Consider the following 20,972-nt stretch of genomic DNA (forward strand, 5'->3'; position numbering starts at 1 on the left):
AGCCCGGAGGCAGCACCCGCATGACCAGCATCGAAAACAAGCTCCGCGACTACCTCAAGGCGGTCACCGCTGATCTGCGGCAGACCCGGCAGCGCTTGGAGGCGGCCGAGGCCGCCCGCGCCGAGCCGATCGCGATCGTCGGCATGGGCTGCCGGTACGCCGGGGGAGCGGACTCTCCCGACGAGCTGTGGCAGCTGCTGCTGGAGGGCCGCGACGCGGTCACCGGGTTTCCGCCCGACCGGGGATGGGACGCGGCCGCGATCTACGATCCCGACCCGGACAAGCCGGGCAAGACCTATGTCGTGGAGGGCGGCTTCCTCCGCGACGCTGCCGCCTTCGACGCCGGGTTCTTCGGGATCTCGCCGCGTGAGGCGCTGGCGATGGACCCGCAGCAGCGGTTGCTGCTCGAAGTGACGTGGGAGGCGATCGAGCACGCCGGGATCGATCCGCATTCCCTGCGCGGCACCGAGGTCGGCACCTTCGTCGGCGCGGTCGAATCGACGTACGGCGCGGAGGCTGCTCAGTCGGACGGCACCGAGGGGCACGTGCTGACCGGCACTGCGGCGAGTGTCCTTTCCGGACGGATCTCGTACTTCCTCGGCCTCGAAGGACCGGCGGTCACGGTCAACACCGCATGTTCGTCGTCTCTGGTGGCACTGCACTGGGCCGTGCAAGCGCTGCGCAACGACGAATGCTCGATGGCGCTGGTCGGCGGCTCGACGGTGATGGCGACGCCGAGCGCGTTCGTCGAGTTCGCGCGTCAGCGGGGCATGGCACGCGACGGGCGGTGCAAGGCGTTCGCCGAGGGCGCCGACGGGATGGCGTGGGGCGAAGGCGCGGGCGTCGTCGTGGTGGAGCGGCTCTCGGAAGCGCGGCGGCGAGGGCACCGGGTGCTCGCGGTCATCCGCGGTTCGGCGGTCAACCAGGACGGCGCGAGCAGCGGGCTGACCGCGCCGCACGGTCCTTCTCAGCAGCGGGTCATCCGGGCGGCGCTGGAAAACGCGCGCTTGGCGCCCGACCAGGTCGACGTCGTGGAGGCGCACGGCACCGGCACCAGCCTCGGCGACCCGATCGAGGCACAGGCGCTGCTCGCGGTCTACGGCGGCGACCGCGCCCACCCGCTGCTGCTCGGCTCGGTCAAGTCGAATCTCGGCCACGCCCAGGCGGCGGCCGGGGTGGCCGGGGTGATCAAGACGGTGCTTTCGCTGAGGGAAGCCGTCGTGCCGAAGACACTCCACGCCGAAACACCCACGACCAGCGTCGACTGGACCTCCGGTGCGGTGGAACTCGCGACCGCCCAGCAGGAGTGGCCCGAGGTCGGCCGCCCGCGCCGGGCCGGGGTGTCCGCGTTCGGCATCAGCGGCACCAACGCGCATGTCATCCTTGAACAGACTCCCGAAACCGCCGAGGAACCCGGCGGCACCCCGGTCGAGGGCACCGTGGTGCCGTGGGTCTTGTCGGCGAAGACCCCGGAGGCGCTGCGCGGCCAGGCCGCGCGGCTGCTCTCGCACCTGCGGACGCGGCCTGAAGTGTCCTCAATGGACGTTGCTGCTTCGCTCGCGACCGGCCGTTCGCGGTTCGCCTGCCGGGCGGTGCTCACGGCGGGCGATCGCGAAAGCGCACTGTACGCGCTGTCGGCGCTCGCCGACGGGGAGCCCGCTCCCGGGCTCGCCGAAGGCTCGGTGTCCGGCGGCAAGACCGCGTTCCTGTTCTCCGGCCAAGGTTCGCAGCGGCTCGGCGCGGGGCGCGAGCTGTACGAGCGGTTCCCGGTCTTCGCCGAGGCGTTCGACGCTGTGACGGCGGAACTCGACCGCCTGCTGGGCCGTTCGCTGAAGGAGGTCGTCTGGGGTGGCGAGGCCGAGTCCCTGAACGAAACCGGGTGGACCCAGCCCGCGCTGTTCGCGGTCGAGGTCGCGCTCTACCGGCTGGTGACCTCCTGGGGGCTCGCCGCCGAATTCGTCGCCGGACATTCGATCGGCGAGGTCGCGGCGGCGCACGTCGCCGGGGTGTTCTCGCTCGCGGACGCGGCGAAGCTGGTCGCGGCGCGGGCCAGGCTGATGCAGGCGCTGCCCTCTTCCGGGGCGATGATCGCGATCCAGGCGGCCGAGGGCGAAGTGACGCCTCTGCTCTCCGACGACGTTTCGATCGCCGCGGTCAACGGACCCGGCTCGGTCGTCGTCTCCGGTGCCGAAGCCGCCGTCGCCGCGGTGGCCGCCCAGTTCGCGGGCCGGGGCCGCAAGACCTCCCGACTGCGGGTGTCGCACGCGTTCCATTCCCCGCTGATGGATCCGATGCTCGCCGAGTTCCGCTCGGTCGTCGCGGAGATTTCTTTCCACCGGCCGGAAATCACGGTGGTGTCGAACCTGACCGGCGAGACCGCGGCCGAGGACGAGCTGCGCTCGCCGGACTACTGGGTGCGCCACGTCCGGGAAACCGTCCGGTTCGCCGACGGGATCCGGGCCCTGACCGAAGAAGGTGTCCGGACCTTCCTGGAACTAGGCCCCGATGGGGTGCTTTCGGCGATGGCGCGCGAATCCGCCCCGCCGGAGGCGACGGTGCTGCCAATCCTGCGCAAGGGCCGGCCTGAGGAGCAAGCCGCCCTCGGTGCGCTGGCGCAGCTGTATGTCGAGGGCGCCTCGGTGGACTGGACCGGTTTCGTCGTCGGCGGCAGCCGGACGGACCTGCCGACGTACGCGTTCCAGCACGAGCGGTACTGGCCGGACACCGCGCCGGGCCGTCCCGGCGACGTCGGGGCGGCCGGTCTCGACGCGCCCGCGCATCCGCTGCTTGGCGCGGCCGTCGTGCTGGCCGACGCCGACAGCGTGGTGCTGACCAGCAGGCTGTCCCTGGACTCTCACCGGTGGCTGGCCGATCACGTGGTGCAGGGCAGGGTGCTGCTGCCCGGCGCAGCCTTCGTCGAACTGGCGGTGCGGGCGGGCGACGAAGTCGGCTGCGACCGGCTCGAAGACCTGACGATCGCCGCTCCGCTGGTCCTGCCCGAACGGGACGCGGTCCAGGTCCAGCTGCGGGTGGGCGCGGCCGACGAGTCCGGCCGCCGAACCTTCGCGATCCACGCCCGGCGAGAAGGCGAACCCTGGACGCGGCACGCGACCGGGGTGCTGTCTGAGGCGAGCCGTCCGGGCGAGCCGTTCGGCGCCGCGGTGTGGCCGCCGGCCGGAGCGGCGCCGGTCGACCTCAGCGGGGCCTACGAATGGTTCGCCGAGGGCGGTTTCGAATACGGCCCGGTGTTCCAAGGGGTGCGTGCGGTGTGGCGGCTCGGCGAGGACGTCTTCGCCGAGGTGGAGCTGCCTGGTTCGGTTGAGGAAGCCGAAGCGTTCGGCCTGCACCCTGCGCTGCTCGACGCGGCAGTACAGACCGCAGCCCTCGCCGAACGCGGCGAAGACGGCCGCAGCGGCGTGCCGTTCTCGTGGGAAGGCGTCTCGCTGCACTCCGCCGGCGCAGCCTTGGCGCGGGTCCGGCTGCGGCCGGTCGGGGATGGCGCGATCTCGCTCGCCGTCGCCGACGCTGACGGCGAACCGATCGCCTCGGTCGATTCCGTCGTCTTCCGGACCGTCCCGGTGGACCAGCCGGTCGGTGCGCGCCGCGACGCGCTCTTCCGGACCGGATGGGTCCCAGTGCCGCCCGCCGGAGCGGTCGCCGGGCCGGTGGCCCTGCTGGGCGCCGATCAGCTGGGGCTCGGCGATTTCGTGGTGCCGCACGAAGACTTCGCCGCTCTCCTGACCGACGAGGTACCGGACGTCGTCCTCGTGACGGTGTCGGCGACGGCCGCCGCGCCGGTCGAAGCCGTGCACACGGCGGTGACGGCGACGGTGCGCCAGTTGCAGAGCTGGCTGGCCGAGGAGCGCTTCGCCGGGTCGCGGCTGGTCTTCGTCGGCCGCGGCGCGACCACGGGTGAAGATCTCGTCGCCGCCGCGGTGTGGGGGCTGGTGCGATCCGCCCAGACCGAGCATCCCGGCCGGTTCGGCCTGATCGATCTCGACGCCGACCCGGCGTCGAGCACTACCTTGCCGCGCGCGGTGGCGTCAGCGTCGGCCGAGCCGAATCTGCGTGTCCAGGGGGACGCGGTGCTCGCCGCACGGCTGGAACGATTGCCGGAATCGCCTGGCGCGGCTGGGCTGGGCGACGACGACACAGTGCTGATCACCGGGGGCACCGGCGGTCTCGGCAGCGTCCTCGCCCGACACCTGGTTTCGCGTGGCATCCGCAAGCTGGTGCTGGCCAGCCGCAGCGGGCTGAGCGCTGAGGGTGCCCCCGCGCTCCGGGACGAACTCCTGGCACAGGGAGCCGAAGTCATCGTCGCCGCCTGCGATCTCGCTGACCGGGACGCACTCGCCGCATTGCTCTCGAACTACCCGGTGACCGCCGTGGTGCACACCGCGGGTGTGCTTGCCGACGGAACGATCGCTGCCCTGACACCGCACCAGGTCGAGACCGTGTTGCGGCCGAAGGTGGACGCGGCCTGGAATCTGCACGAGCTGACCAGTAACCTGTCCGCGTTCGTCGTGTTCTCGTCAGTGGCGAGTCCCTTCGGCGCTGCCGGACAGGGCAACTACGCCGCGGGCAACTCCTTCCTCGACGCGCTCGCACAGCACCGCCAGGCCCTCGGCCTCCCCGGGGTATCCCTGCAATGGGGACCCTGGGCCCCGGAAGCGGGCATGACCGGCGGGCTCACCGGAGCCGACCTCGACCGGATGAACAGCGCCGGCGTCCCGCCGCTGACCGCCGAGCAAGGCACGGCCCTGTTCGACGCCGCGGTGACGAGCGCCGAAGCCGTCGTGGCGCCGGTGCTGCTGGACCTGGCGGTGCTCGGCTCGACGGGCGAGGTGCCCCCGGTGCTGAGCGGGCTCGTCCCAGCCCGGCGTCGCCGGGCGGTCGCCGCCCGGTCGGGCAGCGACCGCGGCCTGGTCCGGAGGCTCGCCGGGTTGACTGCCGACGACCGCCGGGAAGTCCTGCTCGACCAGGTGCTCAGCCGGGTCGCTCTGGTGCTCGGGCACGCCGGGGCGGGCTCGATCGACGCCGCCCGGTCGTTCCAGGACCTCGGGTTCGATTCGCTGACCGCGGTCGAACTGCGCAACCGGCTCAGCGACACCGCCGGGGTGCGGCTGCCCGCCACGCTCGTCTTCGACTACCCCACGCCAGGCGCGCTGACCGACTACCTTCTCGAAGAGCTGTTCGGATCGGCAGACGGCGCAAGCAGCGACCGCGTCCCTGCGCCCGGGCCGGTGGACGACGATCCGATCGCGATTGTCGGAATGGCGTGCCGTTATCCCGGCGACGTGAGTTCGCCCGAGGATCTGTGGCGGCTCGTCGAGAGCGGCTCGGACGCGATCACCGAGTTCCCGGAAAACCGCGGCTGGGACACCGCCGGGCTCTACCACCCAGATCTCGACCACTTCGGCACTTCCTACACGCGTTCCGGCGGCTTCCTGCACGACGCGGGCGCGTTCGACGCGGGCTTCTTCGGGATGAGCCCGCGCGAGGCGCTGGCCACCGATTCGCAGCAGCGGCTGCTGCTGGAAGCGTCGTGGGAGGCGATCGAGCGGGCTGGGATCGACCCACTGTCGCTGCGCGGCAGCCGGACCGGTGTGTTCGCAGGAATTATGTACAGCGACTACGGCCGGCTGTTGTCCGGCAAGGAATTCGAGGGGTTCCGCGGCAACGGCAGCGCCCCGAGCGTCGCCTCGGGCCGCGTTTCCTACACGCTGGGTCTGGAAGGCCCGGCGGTCACCGTGGACACGGCGTGTTCGTCGTCGTTGGTGGCGATGCATTGGGCAGCGCAGGCTTTGCGTTCCGGCGAGTGCTCCTTGGCCTTGGCCGGCGGTGCGACCGTGCTGTCCAGCCCGGACGTCTTCGTGGAGTTTTCGCGGCAGCGGGGGATGGCGGTTGACGGGCGTTGCAAGGCTTTTTCGGATGGTGCGGATGGTGTGGGGTGGGCTGAGGGTGTTGGGATGGTCGTGTTGGAGCGGCTGTCTGATGCTGAGCGCAATGGTCATCGGGTTTTGGCGGTGGTGCGGGGTTCGGCGGTGAATCAGGATGGTGCGTCGAATGGGTTGACGGCGCCGAATGGTCCGGCGCAGCAGCGGGTGATCCGCCAGGCCCTGGGCGACGCGGGACTGTCCGCTTCGGACGTCGACGTGGTCGAGGCGCACGGAACCGGTACGACGCTGGGTGATCCGATCGAGGCGCAGGCGTTGCTGGCGACGTACGGGCAGGACCGGGAGATTCCGTTGCTGCTGGGCGGGATCAAGTCCAACATTGGGCACACCCAAGCCGCCGCTGGCGTTGCGGGGGTGATCAAGATGGTGCTGGCGATGCGGCATGGGGTGGCGCCGAAGACGTTGCACGTGTCGGCACCTTCGTCCCATGTGGACTGGGATGCCGGTGCCGTCGAGCTGCTCACCGAACCGGTCGAGTGGCCGGAGACGGGCCGGGTGCGCCGGGCGGCGGTGTCGTCGTTCGGGATCAGCGGCACGAACGCGCATGTCATTCTCGAACAGCCGCAAGCCTCCGGGGACGCCGAACGGCCCGTGCACTCCGGCGTGGTCCCGCTCCTGGTTTCGGGCAAGACGCCGGGAGCGCTCGCGGCGCAGGCCGGGCGGTTGGCCGCGTGGCTGGAGTCCGGCCCGGAACTGGCGCTGGGCGACGTCGGTTTCGCGCTGGCCGCGTCGCGTTCGGCGTTCGAGCATCGCGCGGTGGTGCTGGCCGAAAGCTGCGACCAGGCGAGGGAGGTCCTGACCGGGACCGGCGCGATCGAGGGCGCGGTCGTGCCGGGGAAGACGGCGTTTTTGTTCACTGGTCAGGGTTCGCAGCGGCTGGGGATGGGCCGGGAGCTGTATGGTCGGTTCCCGGTGTTCGCGGCGGCGTTCGACGCGGTCGCGGGACAGCTGGACTGTCCGGTGCGGGAAGTGGTGTGGGGCGAGGACGCGGAGCTGCTGAACCGGACCGAGTGGGCGCAGTTGGGGTTGTTCGCGGTCGAGGTGGCGTTGTTCCGGTTGGTGGAGTCGTTCGGGGTGCGGCCGGACTTCGTGGCTGGGCATTCGGTCGGTGAGGTCGCTGCGGCGCATGTGGCGGGGGTGTTGTCGCTGGAAGACGCGTGTGTGCTGGTCTCGGCGCGGGCGCGGCTGATGGGCGGGTTGCCTGTTGGTGGCGTGATGGCGGCGGTGCGGGCCAGTGAGGCGGAAGTACTGCCGTTGCTGACCGCAGAGGGGGTCTCGATCGCGGCGGTGAATGGCCCGGAGTCGGTGGTCGTGTCGGGGACCGAAGCCGCGGTCCGCGCCGTCGAGGAGCGGCTGGCGGAGGTGGGGCGTCGGACGCGGCGGCTGGCGGTGAGCCATGCGTTCCATTCGCCGTTGATGGATCCGATGCTGGCGGAGTTCGGGCGAGCGATCGCGGGCCTGTCGTTCGAGGAGCCGGCGATTCCCGTGGTGCCGGGGACGAGCGGGGCCGTGTCATCGCCGGAATACTGGGTGCGGCAGGTGCGGGAGCCCGTTCGGTTCGCTGATAGCGTTCAGACGCTGGTCTCCGAAGGCGTCGGCAATTTCCTGGAGCTGGGTCCGGACGGGGCACTGTCGGCCGCGGCGCGCTTGTCCGCGCCGGAGGACACCGCGGTGATCCCGTTGCTGCGCAGGGATCGTCCGGAGGAGCTGACCGCGCTGACTGCGCTGGCGCAGCTGCATGTGCGCGGGGTCGAGGTGGCCTGGAGTTCGTTCTTCCCCGGCGCGCGCCGGGTCGAATTGCCCACTTATGCCTTCCAGCACAACTGGTTCTGGCCCGACGCCGTGCCGGAGCCAGGCGACGCGGCCGCGTTCGGACTCGCCGCCCCGGACCATCCGCTGCTCAGTGGCTCGCTCGAACTCGCCGACGACGACGGCGGTTTGCTTTTCACGAGCAGCCTTTCCCTCGGCTCCCATCCGTGGCTGGCCGACCATGCCGTGCACGGCCGAGTGCTCGTGCCCGGGACCGCGCTGCTCGAACTGGCGATCCGGGCGGGCGACGAGGCAGGCTGCGGCCGGGTCGAGGAGCTGACCCTGGCCGCGCCGATGATCCTGCCGGAAGACGGATCGCTGCGGGTGCAGGTGTCCGTTTCCGCGCCAGACAGCGCCGGGCTTCGCCGGGTGGCCGTCTATTCGCGGGCGGGGAACGCCAGCGCCTGGACGAGGAACGCCGTCGGTCTTCTGGCGGAAACCGCGGAGCCCGGTGCTGGCGCCGAGGACGGCTGGCTTCCGCAAGACGCTGTCGCAGTCGACGTTTCCGCTTGCTACGAACGGTTTGCTGAGGCAGGTTTCGACTACGGACCGGTCTTCCGCGGACTCCGCGCCGTCTGGCGTCGAGGCGAAGAAGCGTTCGCCGAAGTACGGCTTCCGGAAGGAACCGACGCCGCCGGATTCGGTCTGCACCCGGCACTGCTCGACGCCGCACTGCACGCGATTTCGCTTGCCGGACTGGACATCGATGCAGGTGCGCTCCCGTTCTCCTGGACGGGCGTCTCCTTGTACGCCACCGGCGCGTCCTCGTTGCGGGTACGGCTCGCGCGCACCGGAACGAACACGGTGTCCATCACTGTCGCGGACCCGGCGGGCGGCCTGGTCGCGACCGTAGAGGCGCTGGCGGTCCGTGCGCTGGCCGATGATCAACTGCTCGCCGGCCCTGCTTCGGCGGAAGCTGCCTCGGACGACCTGTTCCGGCTCGACTGGGTTCCCGTCTCGGGGCTGGCCTCGGTCAACGGACCGGTGTCCGTCCTCGGAACGGAAGCGCCGGGCCTCGAAACCGCACTGCGCTCGGCCGGGGTCACGCTCGGCGAGGAGAAGGCGCCAGTCGTGGTCTGTCCGATCGTCGGCGACCGCACGGACCCGGTTGCGGCCGCGCATTCGGTGACTGCCGCCGTGCTCGGGCTCCTTCAGCAGTGGCTGACCGAGAGCTCCCGCCTGGTCTTCGTGACCAAGGGCGCCACCACCGGCGCCGACTTGGCCGGAGCCGCCGCAGCCGGGCTTGTCCGGACGGCACAGACCGAGAATCCGGGCCGGTTCGGCCTGATCGACCTGGACGACGACGAAGCCTCGCTGGCGGCGTTGGCCGGCGCGCTGGCCTCCGCCGAACCCGAACTGGCGATCCGTGGCGGCGAGATCTTCGCCGCGCGTCTCGACCGTCTCCCGGCCGCAGGGGCACGGCACGCCTGGGATCCCGACGGCACCGTCTTGATCACCGGCGGCACTGGTGGCCTCGGAAGCGTCCTGGCGCGGCACTTGGCTGGTGCCCACGGCGTGCGGAACCTCCTGCTGATCAGCCGACGGGGCGACAAGGCTGACGGCGCGGCCCAGCTCATCGCGGATCTCGCCGGACTGGGTGCCGAAGCCCAGATCGCGGCCTGCGACGTGTCGGATCGCGACGCTCTCGCCGACCTGCTGGCCGGGCACCCGGTGTCGGCGGTCGTGCACACCGCCGGGGTCCTCGACGACGGCGTGCTCAGCTCGCTGACGCCCGAACGTCTTGACGCGGTCCTGAAAGCCAAGGCCGACGCCGCGTGGAACCTCCACGAACTGACCAAGGCCCACGGGCTCGCCGCCTTTGTCCTGTACTCCTCGGCGGCCGGGACGTTCGGCTCCGCCGGGCAGGGCAACTACGCGGCCGGGAACGCGTTCCTCGATGCGCTCGCCCGGCACCGGCAAGCTCTCGGCCTGCCCGCGTCGGCGCTGGCCTGGGGCCCGTGGGCGCGCACCGGTGGGATGACCAGCACCCTCACCGGAGTCGAGATGGACCGCATCGCGCGGTCCGGGATGCCGTCGCTGACCGTCGAACGCGGCCTGGCGCTGTTCGACGCCGCACTGGGCGACGGTGAGGCAGTCGTCGTTCCGGCCCGGCTCGACCTCGCTGCACTGCGCGCCCAGGGCGAGGTCCCGGAACTGCTGCGGCTGCTCATCCGCGGTGCGCACCGCCGTGCGGCCGCGGCTGATCCGGGCTCGCGACCGGTGTTCGGAGCCGGGCTCGGCGCGGAAGAACAGGCTCGTGCCGTGCTCGACCTCGTCCGCGCCCAAGTGGCGATCGTGCTCGGGCACGCCGGGGCCGCCGAGATCGACCCGGCCCGGGCGTTCACCGACCTCGGGTTCGATTCGCTGACTGCCGTCGAACTGCGCAACCGGCTCGGCGCCGCCACCGGACTGCGGCTTCCGGCCACGCTGGTCTTCGACTATCCGACCGCGTCGGTGCTGGCTGGGCACCTGCTGGACCAGCTCGTCGGCGTCCGCCCGGCCGCCGCGGCGCCGACGCTGGCCCGGATCGACGGCGACCCGGTGGTGATCGTCGGAATGGGCTGCCGTTATCCGGGCGGCGTGGAGTCGCCGGAGGACCTGTGGCGGCTGGTCGCCGACGGCGTGGACGCGATCACGGAGTTCCCGGAAAACCGCGGCTGGGACGTGGCGGCGCTGTACGACGCCGATCCTGATCACCACGGCACCTCGTACACGCGTTCCGGCGGCTTCCTGCCCGAAGCGGCCGAGTTCGACGCCGGCTTCTTCGGGATGAGCCCGCGGGAGGCGTTGACGACCGATCCGCAGCAGCGGCTGCTGCTGGAGGTCTCGTGGGAGGCGCTGGAGCGGGCTGGGATCGACCCAGTGACGCTGCGCGGCAGCCAGACTGGCGTGTTCGCCGGAGTGATGTATCACGACTACAGCTCCCTGCTCGACAGCCACGAGTTCGAGGGATACCAGGGCAGCGGCAGCGCGGGCAGCGTCGCGTCGGGCCGTGTTTCCTACGCACTGGGTCTGGAAGGCCCGGCGGTCACCGTGGACACGGCGTGTTCGTCCTCCTTGGTGGCGATGCACCTCGCCGCACAGGCTTTGCGCTCCGACGAGTGCTCGCTGGCCCTGGCCGGTGGCGTGACGGTGATGTCGACGCCCGGCACCTTCGTGGAGTTTTCGCGGCAGCGGGGGATGGCGGTTGACGGCCGTTGCAAGGCTTTTTCGGATGGTGCGGATGGTGTGGGGTGGGCTGAGGGTGTTGGGATGGTCGTGTTGGAGCGGCTGTCTGATGCTGAGCGGAACGGTCATCGGGTGTTGGCGGTGGTGCGGGGTTCGGCGGTGAATCAGGATGGTGCGTCGAATGGGTTGACGGCGCCGAATGGTCCGGCGCAGCAGCGGGTGATCCGGCAGGCGTTGGCGGGGGCGGGTTTGTCGTCGTCGGATGTTGATGTGGTGGAGGCGCACGGTACTGGTACGTCGTTGGGTGATCCGATCGAGGCGCAGGCGTTGTTGGCGACTTATGGTCAGGATCGGGTGACGCCGTTGTTGCTGGGGTCGGTGAAGTCGAATATTGGTCACGCGCAGGCTGCGGCTGGTGTCGCGGGGGTGATCAAGATGGTGCTGGCGATGCGGCATGGGGTGGTGCCGAAGACGTTGCACGTGGCGGAGCCTTCGTCCCATGTGGACTGGACCGGTGGCGCGGTGTCGTTGCTGACCGAGCGGAGGGCGTGGCCGGCGGTCGGGCGGGCGCGCCGGGCCGGGGTGTCGTCGTTCGGCATCAGCGGCACCAACGCGCATGTGATTTTGGAGGAGCTGCCAGCGGTCGCCGAGGAGACCGCGCGGCCGATGCACTCCGGCGTGGTCCCGCTCCTGCTTTCGGGCAAGACGCCGGGAGCGCTCGCGGCGCAGGCCGGGCGGTTGGCCGCGCGGCTGAAGTCCAGCCCGGAACTGGCGCTGGGCGACGTCGGTTTCTCGCTGGCCGCGTCGCGTTCGGCGTTCGAGCATCGCGCGGTGGTGCTGGCCGAAAGCTGCGACCAGGCAACGGAAATCCTGACCGGAACCGGCGCGATCGAGGGAGCGGCGGCGGACAGCCGGCTGGCATTCCTGTTCACTGGTCAGGGTTCGCAGCGGCTGGGGATGGGCCGGGAGCTGTATGGCCGGTTCCCGGTGTTCGCCGAAGCGTTCGACGCGGTCGCGGGCCTGCTGGACTGTCCGGTGCGCGAGGTGGTGTGGGGCGAGGACGCCGGGGCGCTTGACGATACGCGGCATGCGCAGTTGGGGTTGTTCGCGGTCGAGGTGGCGTTGTTCCGGTTGGTGGAGTCGTTCGGGGTGCGGCCGGACTTCGTGGCGGGTCATTCCGTCGGTGAGATCGCTGCCGCGCATGTCGCGGGGGTGCTGTCGCTGGAAGACGCGTGTGTGCTGGTCTCGGCGCGGGCGCGGTTGATGGGCGAACTGCCCGGCGGTGGCGTGATGGCGGCTGTGGCAGCGGCCGAGGCCGACGTGGTGCCGTTGCTGGCCGAGGGGGTGTCGATCGCGGCGGTGAATGGCCCGGAGTCGGTGGTCGTGTCGGGGACCGAAGCCGCGGTCCGCGCCGTGGAGGAGCGGCTGGCGGAGGTGGGGTGTCGGACGCGCCGGCTGGCGGTGTCGCATGCGTTCCATTCGCCGTTGATGGATCCGATGCTGGCGGAGTTCGAACGGGCGATCGCGGGCTTGTCGTTCGGTCCGGCGCGGATCCCGGTGGTGTCGGCGGTGACCGGGCAGCTCGCGGACATTGCCTCGGTGGACTATTGGGTGCGGCAGGTGCGGGAACCGGTCCGGTTCGCCGACAGCGTCGAGACGCTGGTCTCCGAAGGCGTCGGCAATTTCCTGGATCTGGGTCCGGACGGGGCGCTGTCGAGCGCGGCCAAGTTGTCCCTGCCAGAGGACGCGGTGGCGGTTCCGTCGCTGCGCAAGGATCGTCCAGAAGAACTGACGGCGCTGACCGCGCTGGCCCACCTGTACGTGCGCGGGGTCGACGTCGCTTGGGAGTCGCTGTTCCCCGGCGCACGCCCGGTCGACCTGCCCACCTACGCCTTCCAGCATCGCCGCTACTGGCCGTCCAGCGCGGGAACGTCGCCCGGCGACGTCCGCGCCGCCGGGCTCGGCGCGCCGGAACACCCGTTGCTCGGCGCGGCCGTGCGAGTCGCCGACTCCGACACGGTGCTGCTCACCGGACTCGTGTCGACCCGCACGCAGCCATGGCTCGCGGACCACGTCGTGCACGGCCGAGTGCTCGTGCCCGGGACCGCGCTGCTCGAACTGGCGATCCGGGCGGGCGACGAGGCGGGCTGCGACCGGGTCGAGGAGCTGACGCTGGGGACTCCACTGGCGGTGCCCGAACAGAGCAGTGTGCAACTCCAGGTCGCGGTCGCGGAGCCGGACGAGTCCGGCCGGCGCGCGGTCAGCATCTACTCGCGACCGGGCGACGCCGAAGACGAGCCGTGGACTCGGCACGCCACCGGAGTGCTTGCCCTCGGCGAGCACCGGGCCGGGTTCGGCGCACCGGACTGGCCGCCCGCCGGGGCGGAACCGGTCGAGCTGGCCGATTTCTACGAACAGCGCGCTGCAGATGGGTTCGACTACGGGGAAATGTTCCGGGGCCTGCGTGCAGTGTGGCGGGCAGGAAGCGAAGTGTGGGCCGAGGCAGCACTCCCCGAAGGGGCCGGCGCCGCCGGATTCGGCCTGCATCCGGCACTGCTCGACGCGGCATTGCACGCAGGTGCGTTCGACGGCCGCGCAGCGGACGACCCGTCGCGGCGGTCGGTCCCGTTCTCGTGGACGGACGTGTCCTTGCACGCCCGCGGAGCCGCGGAAATCCGCGTCAAACTCGGCTGGGACGCCGAAGGAGCGATGACGGTCGCGGTGACCGACCAGACCGGTGCGCCGGTCGCGTCGGTCGGTGCGCTGCGAGTCCGCGCGCTTGAGGCCGAACAGCTCGGCAGCGCCACCGTGGAGCGCGATTCGCTCTTCGGCCTCGAATGGGTTCCGGCGGACGCGGTCAGCACGGCCGAGCTCGGCACGCCGACGGTGCTCGGCTCCGATCAGCTCGGCCTCGCCGGGGTACTGCACGGCGCAGGGTTCGCCTGCGAGGAGCACGCAGAGCTGGCCTCGATCGGCTCTCCCTCCGGACCGGTGCTGGTGTCGTCGGCGGACGCGTCCGAAGCCACTCCGGAGCAGGTGCACATCGCGACCGCGCGGGCACTGGCATTGCTCCAGGAATGGCTTGCCGAGGAGCGGTTCGCCGGGACGCGGCTGGTCTTTGTCAGCCGCGGCGCGAATTCCGGCGAAAATCTGGCCGCGGCGGCGGTAGCCGGTCTCGTCCGCGCGGCGCAGGCCGAAGAGCCGGGCCGGTTCGGCCTGGTCGACCTAGCCGACGGCGACGGCGAGCTGCTGGCGAACGCGCTGTGCTCCGGCGAACCCCAGGTCATGGTTCGCGAGGGAGCGGTGCTCGCGGGACGCCTCGTGCGCCTCGCCGCCGAGACTCCCGCCGGGAAATGGGATCCGGACGGCACCGTCCTGCTGACCGGCGGTACCGGCGGTCTCGGCGCGATCCTCGCCCGGCATCTCGTGGCCGAGCGCGGCGTAGCGCACCTGCTGCTGCTGAGCCGCAGCGGCGCAGCAGCACCGGGCGCGGACGAACTGGTCGCCGAACTCGCCGATCTCGGTGCGGACGTGCGGATCGAAGCCTGCGATGCCTCGGATTCCGCGGCACTGGCGGCTGTCCTCGCGGCGATCCCCGAAGAACATCCGCTGACCGCGGTCGTGCACACCGCGGGCGTCCTGGACGACGGTGTGCTCGGCTCGCTGTCGCCCGAGCAGTTGGATCGCGTGCTGCGGCCGAAGGTCGACGCCGGATGGAATCTGCACGAGCTGACCCGCGACCTTCCGCTGTCGGCGTTCGTGGTGTTCTCCTCGATCGCTGGCGTGTTCGGCAGCGCCGGGCAGGGCAACTACGCCGCGGGCAACGCTTTCCTCGACGCGCTGATGCAGCGCAGGAACGCCGAGGGCCTGCCGGGCGTTTCCCTCGCCTGGGGTCCGTGGGCCCAGACCGGCGGGATGACCAGCGAGCTGAGCGACGCCGACCTGGAGCGGGTCGCCCGCTCCGGAATTCTGCTGTTGTCGCCGGAGCGCGGAGCAGCGTTGTTCGATGCCGCGCTGGCCGCCGGCGAAACCATCGTCCTGCCGGTCCGCCTCGACCTGCCGGTGCTGCGCACCAGAGACGAGATCCCGGCGCTGCTGCGCGGGCTGATCCGGACTCCGGCCCGTCGCGCGGCGGGTTCGGCGACCGCCGCCGGACTGGTCCGGCGACTGGCCGACCTCGGCGGAACCGAACGCCGAGCCGAGCTGCTGGACCTGGTGCGGACGCAGGTCGCGACCGTGCTCGGGCATGACGGTTCCGACGAGATCGACCCCGGCGCCACCTTCCGCGACCTCGGCTTCGACTCGCTCACCGCCGTCGAGTTCCGCAACCGGATGAACACCGGCACCGGCCTCAAGCTGCCCGCCACGCTGGTCTTCGACTACCCGACTCCGGACGTGCTGGCCGAGCACCTGCTCGACACGCTGTTCGGCGGTGCGGCCGCGGCCGGTCGGGCAGCACTGGCACCGGTTGACGGCGATCCGGTGGTGATCGTCGGAATGGGCTGCCGGTACCCGGGCGGCGTGGAGTCGCCGGAGGACCTCTGGCGGCTCGTCGAGGGCGGCGTCGACGCGATCACCGGGTTCCCGGAGAATCGCGGCTGGGACGTGGACGCGTTGTACAACGCCGATCCGGACCATCCTGGCACCTCCTACACACGTTCCGGCGGTTTCTTGCACGAGGCGGGCCAATTCGATCCCGGGTTCTTCGGGATGAGCCCGCGCGAGGCGATGACGACCGACCCGCAGCAGCGGCTGCTGCTGGAGGTGTCCTGGGAAGCCCTGGAGCGCGCCGGGATCGACCCGGTTTCGCTGCGGGGCAGCCAAACCGGCGTGTTCGCGGGCGTCATGTACAACGACTACAGCGCAACGCTGTCCGCCGAGGAGTACGAGGGTTACCAGGGCCACGGCAGCGCGGGCAGCGTCGCCTCCGGACGAGTGGCCTACACGCTGGGCCTGGAAGGCCCGGCGGTCACCGTCGACACGGCGTGTTCGTCGTCGTTGGTGGCGATGCATTGGGCCGCGCAGGCTTTGCGCAGCGGCGAGTGTTCGCTCGCATTGGCCGGCGGCGTGACGGTGATGTCGACGCCCGGTACCTTCGTCGAGTTCTCCCGGCAGAAGGGCATGTCGGCCGACGGTCGATGCAAGGCGTTCGCGAGCTCCGCCGACGGGGTCGGCTGGGCCGAGGGCATCGGCATGGTGGTGCTGGAGCGCCTTTCCGACGCTCAGCGCAACGGCCATCAGGTTCTGGCCGTGCTGCGGGGTTCGGCGGTCAATCAGGACGGTGCGTCCAACGGCTTGACCGCGCCGAACGGTCCGTCGCAGCAGCGGGTCATCCGCCAAGCGCTGGCCGCGGCCGGTCTGTCCGCTTCAGACGTTGACGTGGTGGAAGCGCACGGAACCGGCACGACGCTGGGCGACCCGATCGAAGCGCAGGCCTTGCTCGCCACGTATGGCAAGGACCGTGCGACGCCGCTGTTGCTGGGGTCGGTGAAGTCCAATATCGGGCACGCGCAGGCCGCGGCCGGCGTCGCGGGCGTGATCAAGATGGTCATGGCGATGCGGCACGGCATGGTGCCGAAGACGCTGCACGTGGACGCGCCGTCGGGCGAGGTCGATTGGTCGGCGGGCGAAGTCGCCCTGGTGACCGAGCCGGTCGAGTGGCCCGAGACCGGCCGGGTGCGCCGGGCGGCGGTGTCGTCGTTCGGCATCAGCGGCACGAACGTGCACACGATCATCGAGCAGCCCGCCCCGCTCCCGGCACCCGCCGAGGCCGCTCCGGTCGAGGTCGTGCCATGGATACTGACGGGCAAAACCCCGGCGGCTCTTCGGGCACAGGCCGCGCGCCTGTTGTCCGAGACTGAGGGCCTGCATCCGGTGGACGTCGGATTCTCGCTCGCCCAAAGCCGGTCCCGTTTCCACCGCCGCGCGGTGGTGCTGGCTGGGGAATCCGACGAAGCCGTACGCGGCCTGACCGCGCTGGCCGCAGGAAAGCCCGACCCCGGGCTGATCGAAGGAACGGTCGCAAGTGGGAAGACCGCGTTCCTGTTCACCGGCCAGGGTTCGCAGCGGCTCGGCATGGGCCGGGAGCTGTCCGCGCGGTTCCCGGTGTTCGCGGAGGCGTTCGACTCGGTCGTCGACGAGCTGGAGCGGCACCTGGACGGGACCCTGCGCGAGGTGGTCTGGGGCGAGGACGTCGGGGCACTGGACAACACTGGCTGGACGCAGCCCGCGCTCTTCGCCTTCGAGGTCGCGCTGTTCCGATTGGTGCGGTCTTTCGGCCTCTCCGCCGATCAGCTCGGTGGGCACTCGATCGGCGAGCTTGCGGCTGCGTACGCCGCCGGGGTGTTCACCCTCGAAGACGCCTGCGCGGTGGTTGCCGCCCGGGCTCGCTTGATGCGGGAACTTCCGGCGAGCGGGGCGATGGTGTCGGTCCAGGCGTCCGAAGCCGAGGTCGCCGCAGCATTGGCCGGCCGGGAGGCGGAAGCGGGGATCGCCGCGGTCAACGGGCCGCTGTCGGTCGTGGTTTCCGGAGCGACCGACGCGGTCGAGGAGATCGCGCGGCGCTTCGCCGACGAAGGACGGCGGACCAAACGCCTGTCGGTCAGCCACGCCTTCCACTCGCCGCTGATGGAACCGATGCTGGAGGAGTTCCGGGCGGTTCTCAACGGCGTGTCCTTCGCCGAGCCCGCCGTGCCGGTCGTCTCGAACCTCACCGGCCGGATCGCGGAGCCGGGGGAGCTGTGCACTCCGGAATACTGGGTCCGGCACGTCCGCGAGGCCGTGCGCTTCGCCGACAGCGTCGAGGCGATGGCCGGCGACGGGGTTACGGTCTTCCTCGAACTCGGTCCGGACGCTGTGCTGACTGCGATGGCCCGTGAGACGCTGTCGGGCGCCGAGATCGCCCTGCCAGTCCTGCGGAAGAACCAGCCGGAAGTGCGGTCGCTGACTTCCGCGCTGGCCGAACTGCACGTCCACGGCACCGAGGTGGACTTCTCCCAGTTCTTCCCCGGTGCCCGGCGCGTCGACCTGCCGACCTACGCCTTCCAGCACGAGCATTTCTGGCCCGCGCCGGACCCCTCCGGAGGCGACGTCACCGCCGCCGGGCTCGCCGCGGCCGGACACCCGTTGCTCGGCGCGGCTGTCGAGCTTGCCGGGACGGGGGCAATGTTGTTTACCGGCCGGCTTTCCCTGCACACGCACCGGTGGCTCGCCGATCACGTGGTGATGGGGGAGGTGCTGGTACCTGGCACCGCGTTCGTCGAGCTGGCGTTGCGGGCGGCTGACGAGGTCGGCTGCGCACGCGTCGAGGAACTTACCCTGGCCGCACCGCTCGTGCTGCCTGCCTCGGGCGCGATGCAGACGCAGCTGTGGGTCGGCGAGGCCGACGAATCCGGCCGCCGCCAGCTGACTGTCCACTCACGACCCGACGGCGACGGGCCGTGGACCGAGAACGCGAGCGGCGTGCTCGCGGACGGGGCCCGGCAAATCGGATTCGACCCGACCGGGTGGCCGCCCGCCGACGCCGAAGAGCTGCCGACAACGGACTGCTACGAGACATTCGCTGAGGCCGGTTTCGCTTACGGGCCGGCGTTCCAGGGCCTGCGCGCGGCCTGGCAACGCGGCGACGAGATCTTCGCCGACGTCGTGCTGCCGGAAGCGGCAGGGGCCGGCGCGTTCGGCGTCCACCCGGCACTGCTCGACGCCGCGCTGCACGCTTCGATGCTCGCCGTCGGCGACGGGGAGGGCGGTGGACTGCCATTCTCCTGGGAAGGCCTTTCGATGCACGCTTCCGGTGCATCCTCAGTCCGGGTGCGGCTGACCCGCACCGCGAACGACTCGATGGCGATCGCCGTCGCCGACACTGCCGGGAACCCGGTCTTCTCGGCCGACTCGCTGCTGGTCCGCGCGGTCACCGCGGAGCAGCTGCGCCGCGTCGAGGACGACGCGCTGTTCGAGCTGACCTGGGTCGGCGTGCCCGGGGTGCCCGCGGTGCCCGGTGCCATCGCCGTGCTCGGCGCGGACGCTTCGGCATACGTCGATGCGCTGAACGGGCACGAGGTGTCCGCTGTCGAGGATCTGACGGCGTTCGCCGGCGGCGAGGTGCCTGAGCTTGTGGTGGTCCCGCTCGGCGGCGACTCGGCTGACGCGGCCGCTTCGGCGCATGAATTGTCGTCGCGAGCGCTGAATTTGATGCAGCAGTGGCTCGGGGAGAAAAAGTTCGCGTCTTCGCGGCTGGTCTTCGCGACACGAGGCGCGGTCGACGGCAGCGACACCGCGGCCGCGGCCGTATGGGGCCTGGTGCGTACGGCGCAGTCGGAGCATCCGGACCGGTTCGGCCTGCTCGACTCCGGTTCGGCCCCGCTGTCCGGTCCGCTCTTGCTGGCGGCGCTCGGCTCCGACGAGCCGCAGATCGTCGTGCGCGACGAGACTGTCCTCGCCGGACGGCTGATGCGCGCCGCTGGCGGGGAAGCCGCGGCCTGGAACCCGGACGGCACTGTGCTGATCACCGGCGGTACTGGCGGACTCGGCGCGTTGCTGGCCAAGCATCTGGTGATCGAGCACGGTGTCCGGCACCTGCTGCTGGTCAGCCGCAGCGGCCTCGCCGCCGCGAACGCCGAGGAACTGGTCGCGGATCTGGCGCAGCAGGGTGCCGACGCGACCGTGGCGGCCTGCGACGTGGCTGATCGGACTTCGCTGGCCGAACTGCTGTCCACCGTGCCCACCGAACATCCGTTGAGCGCGGTCGTGCACACCGCGGGTGTGCTGGACGACGGTGTGCTCGGCGCGTTGTCAACGGAGCGGCTGGACGACGTGCTGCGGCCGAAGGCCGACGCCGGTTGGCATTTGCATGAACTGACTCGGGAGCTCCCGTTGTCGGCGTTCGTGGTGTTCTCCTCGATCGCAGGGGTGTTCGGCAGCGCGGGGCAGGGCAACTACGCCGCGGGCAATGCCTTCCTCGATGCGTTGATGCGGCGCAGGCAGGCCGAAGGCCTGCCAGGCGTTTCCCTCGCCTGGGGCCCGTGGACGACCGGCACCGGAATGACCGGTTCGCTCAGCGACTCCGACCTGGTACGGCTGCAGCGCTCCGGCCTGCCGGCCCTGTCACCGGAACAAGGCCTCGCCCTCTTCGACGCGGCCCTGAGCACGGGCACGGCCGCAGTGGTGCCCGCCCGGATCGACCTCGCCGCGGTACGGGCGCAAGGTACGATCCCGCACCTGCTGCGCGGCCTGATCCGCACCCCGTCCCGGCGTTCCGCGACAGCCGGGCACGTCGCCGCCGAGACGCTGACCAGCCGCCTGGCCGGCTTGTCGGACGAGGCCCGCGACGAGGTGCTCCTTGATCTGGTCCGCAGCCAGGCAGCACTGGTACTCGGGCACCCGGACGGCACCGCGATCGAGCCCGACCGCGAGTTCCAAAGCCTGGGCTTCGACTCGCTGACCGCGGTCGAGTTCCGGAACCGGATGAACACCGCCACCGCCCTGCACCTGCCCGCCACGCTGCTCTTCGACTACCCGACTCCCGCGGAGCTGGTAGGCCACCTCCGCGGCGAACTCGGTTCCGACGGCCCAGCCTCCCTCCTGGCGGAACTGGACAAACTGGAAACCTCCTTCGCGCATGCCACGGTGGACGAGCAGCTGGCCAAACAGATCGAAGGGCGATTGGAGATCCTGCGCGCGAAGTGGTCCGCCCGCCGAAGCGCGGCACCGGACGAAGAGACCCCGGAGTTCGATTTCGACACTGCGACAGACGACGACGTTTTCCGCCTCCTGGACGACGAACTCGGGCTGTCTTGACTTATCGGGACGGCACTCGGGCCGCGCGAGCACACCGACGACCTCGACGCGACTGTTGCGACCACTCGTGATCTGTTCGACGACACGGTGTGGCGTCGGCTCGAACGCGACGGGCATGATGAACTCGGATATGGCGGCTGCGCTCGATCTGGAGACCTACTACCAGAATTCCTGACGAGAGGCGGCCGCCGCGGTCGAGTCGCTGCCCGGCGAGGACGAGCGCGAATGGCGGATGCGGGTCAA

1 protein-coding gene is annotated in these 20,972 nt (G+C 71.1%); it reads left to right on the plus strand.

Annotation, left to right across the window (positions count from 1 at the left end; translation table 11 throughout):
- Positions 1 to 20: 20 nt before the first annotated feature.
- Positions 21 to 20,729, plus strand: coding sequence for a type I polyketide synthase (locus AMYBE_RS0110290; RefSeq protein WP_020659292.1), 20,709 nt, complete (start codon positions 21 to 23; stop codon positions 20,727 to 20,729).
- Positions 20,730 to 20,972 lie beyond the last annotated feature (243 nt).

It is taken from the genome of Amycolatopsis benzoatilytica AK 16/65, from assembly GCF_000383915.1.
In the GTDB taxonomy this organism is placed as follows: Bacteria; Actinomycetota; Actinomycetes; order Mycobacteriales; family Pseudonocardiaceae; genus Amycolatopsis; species Amycolatopsis benzoatilytica.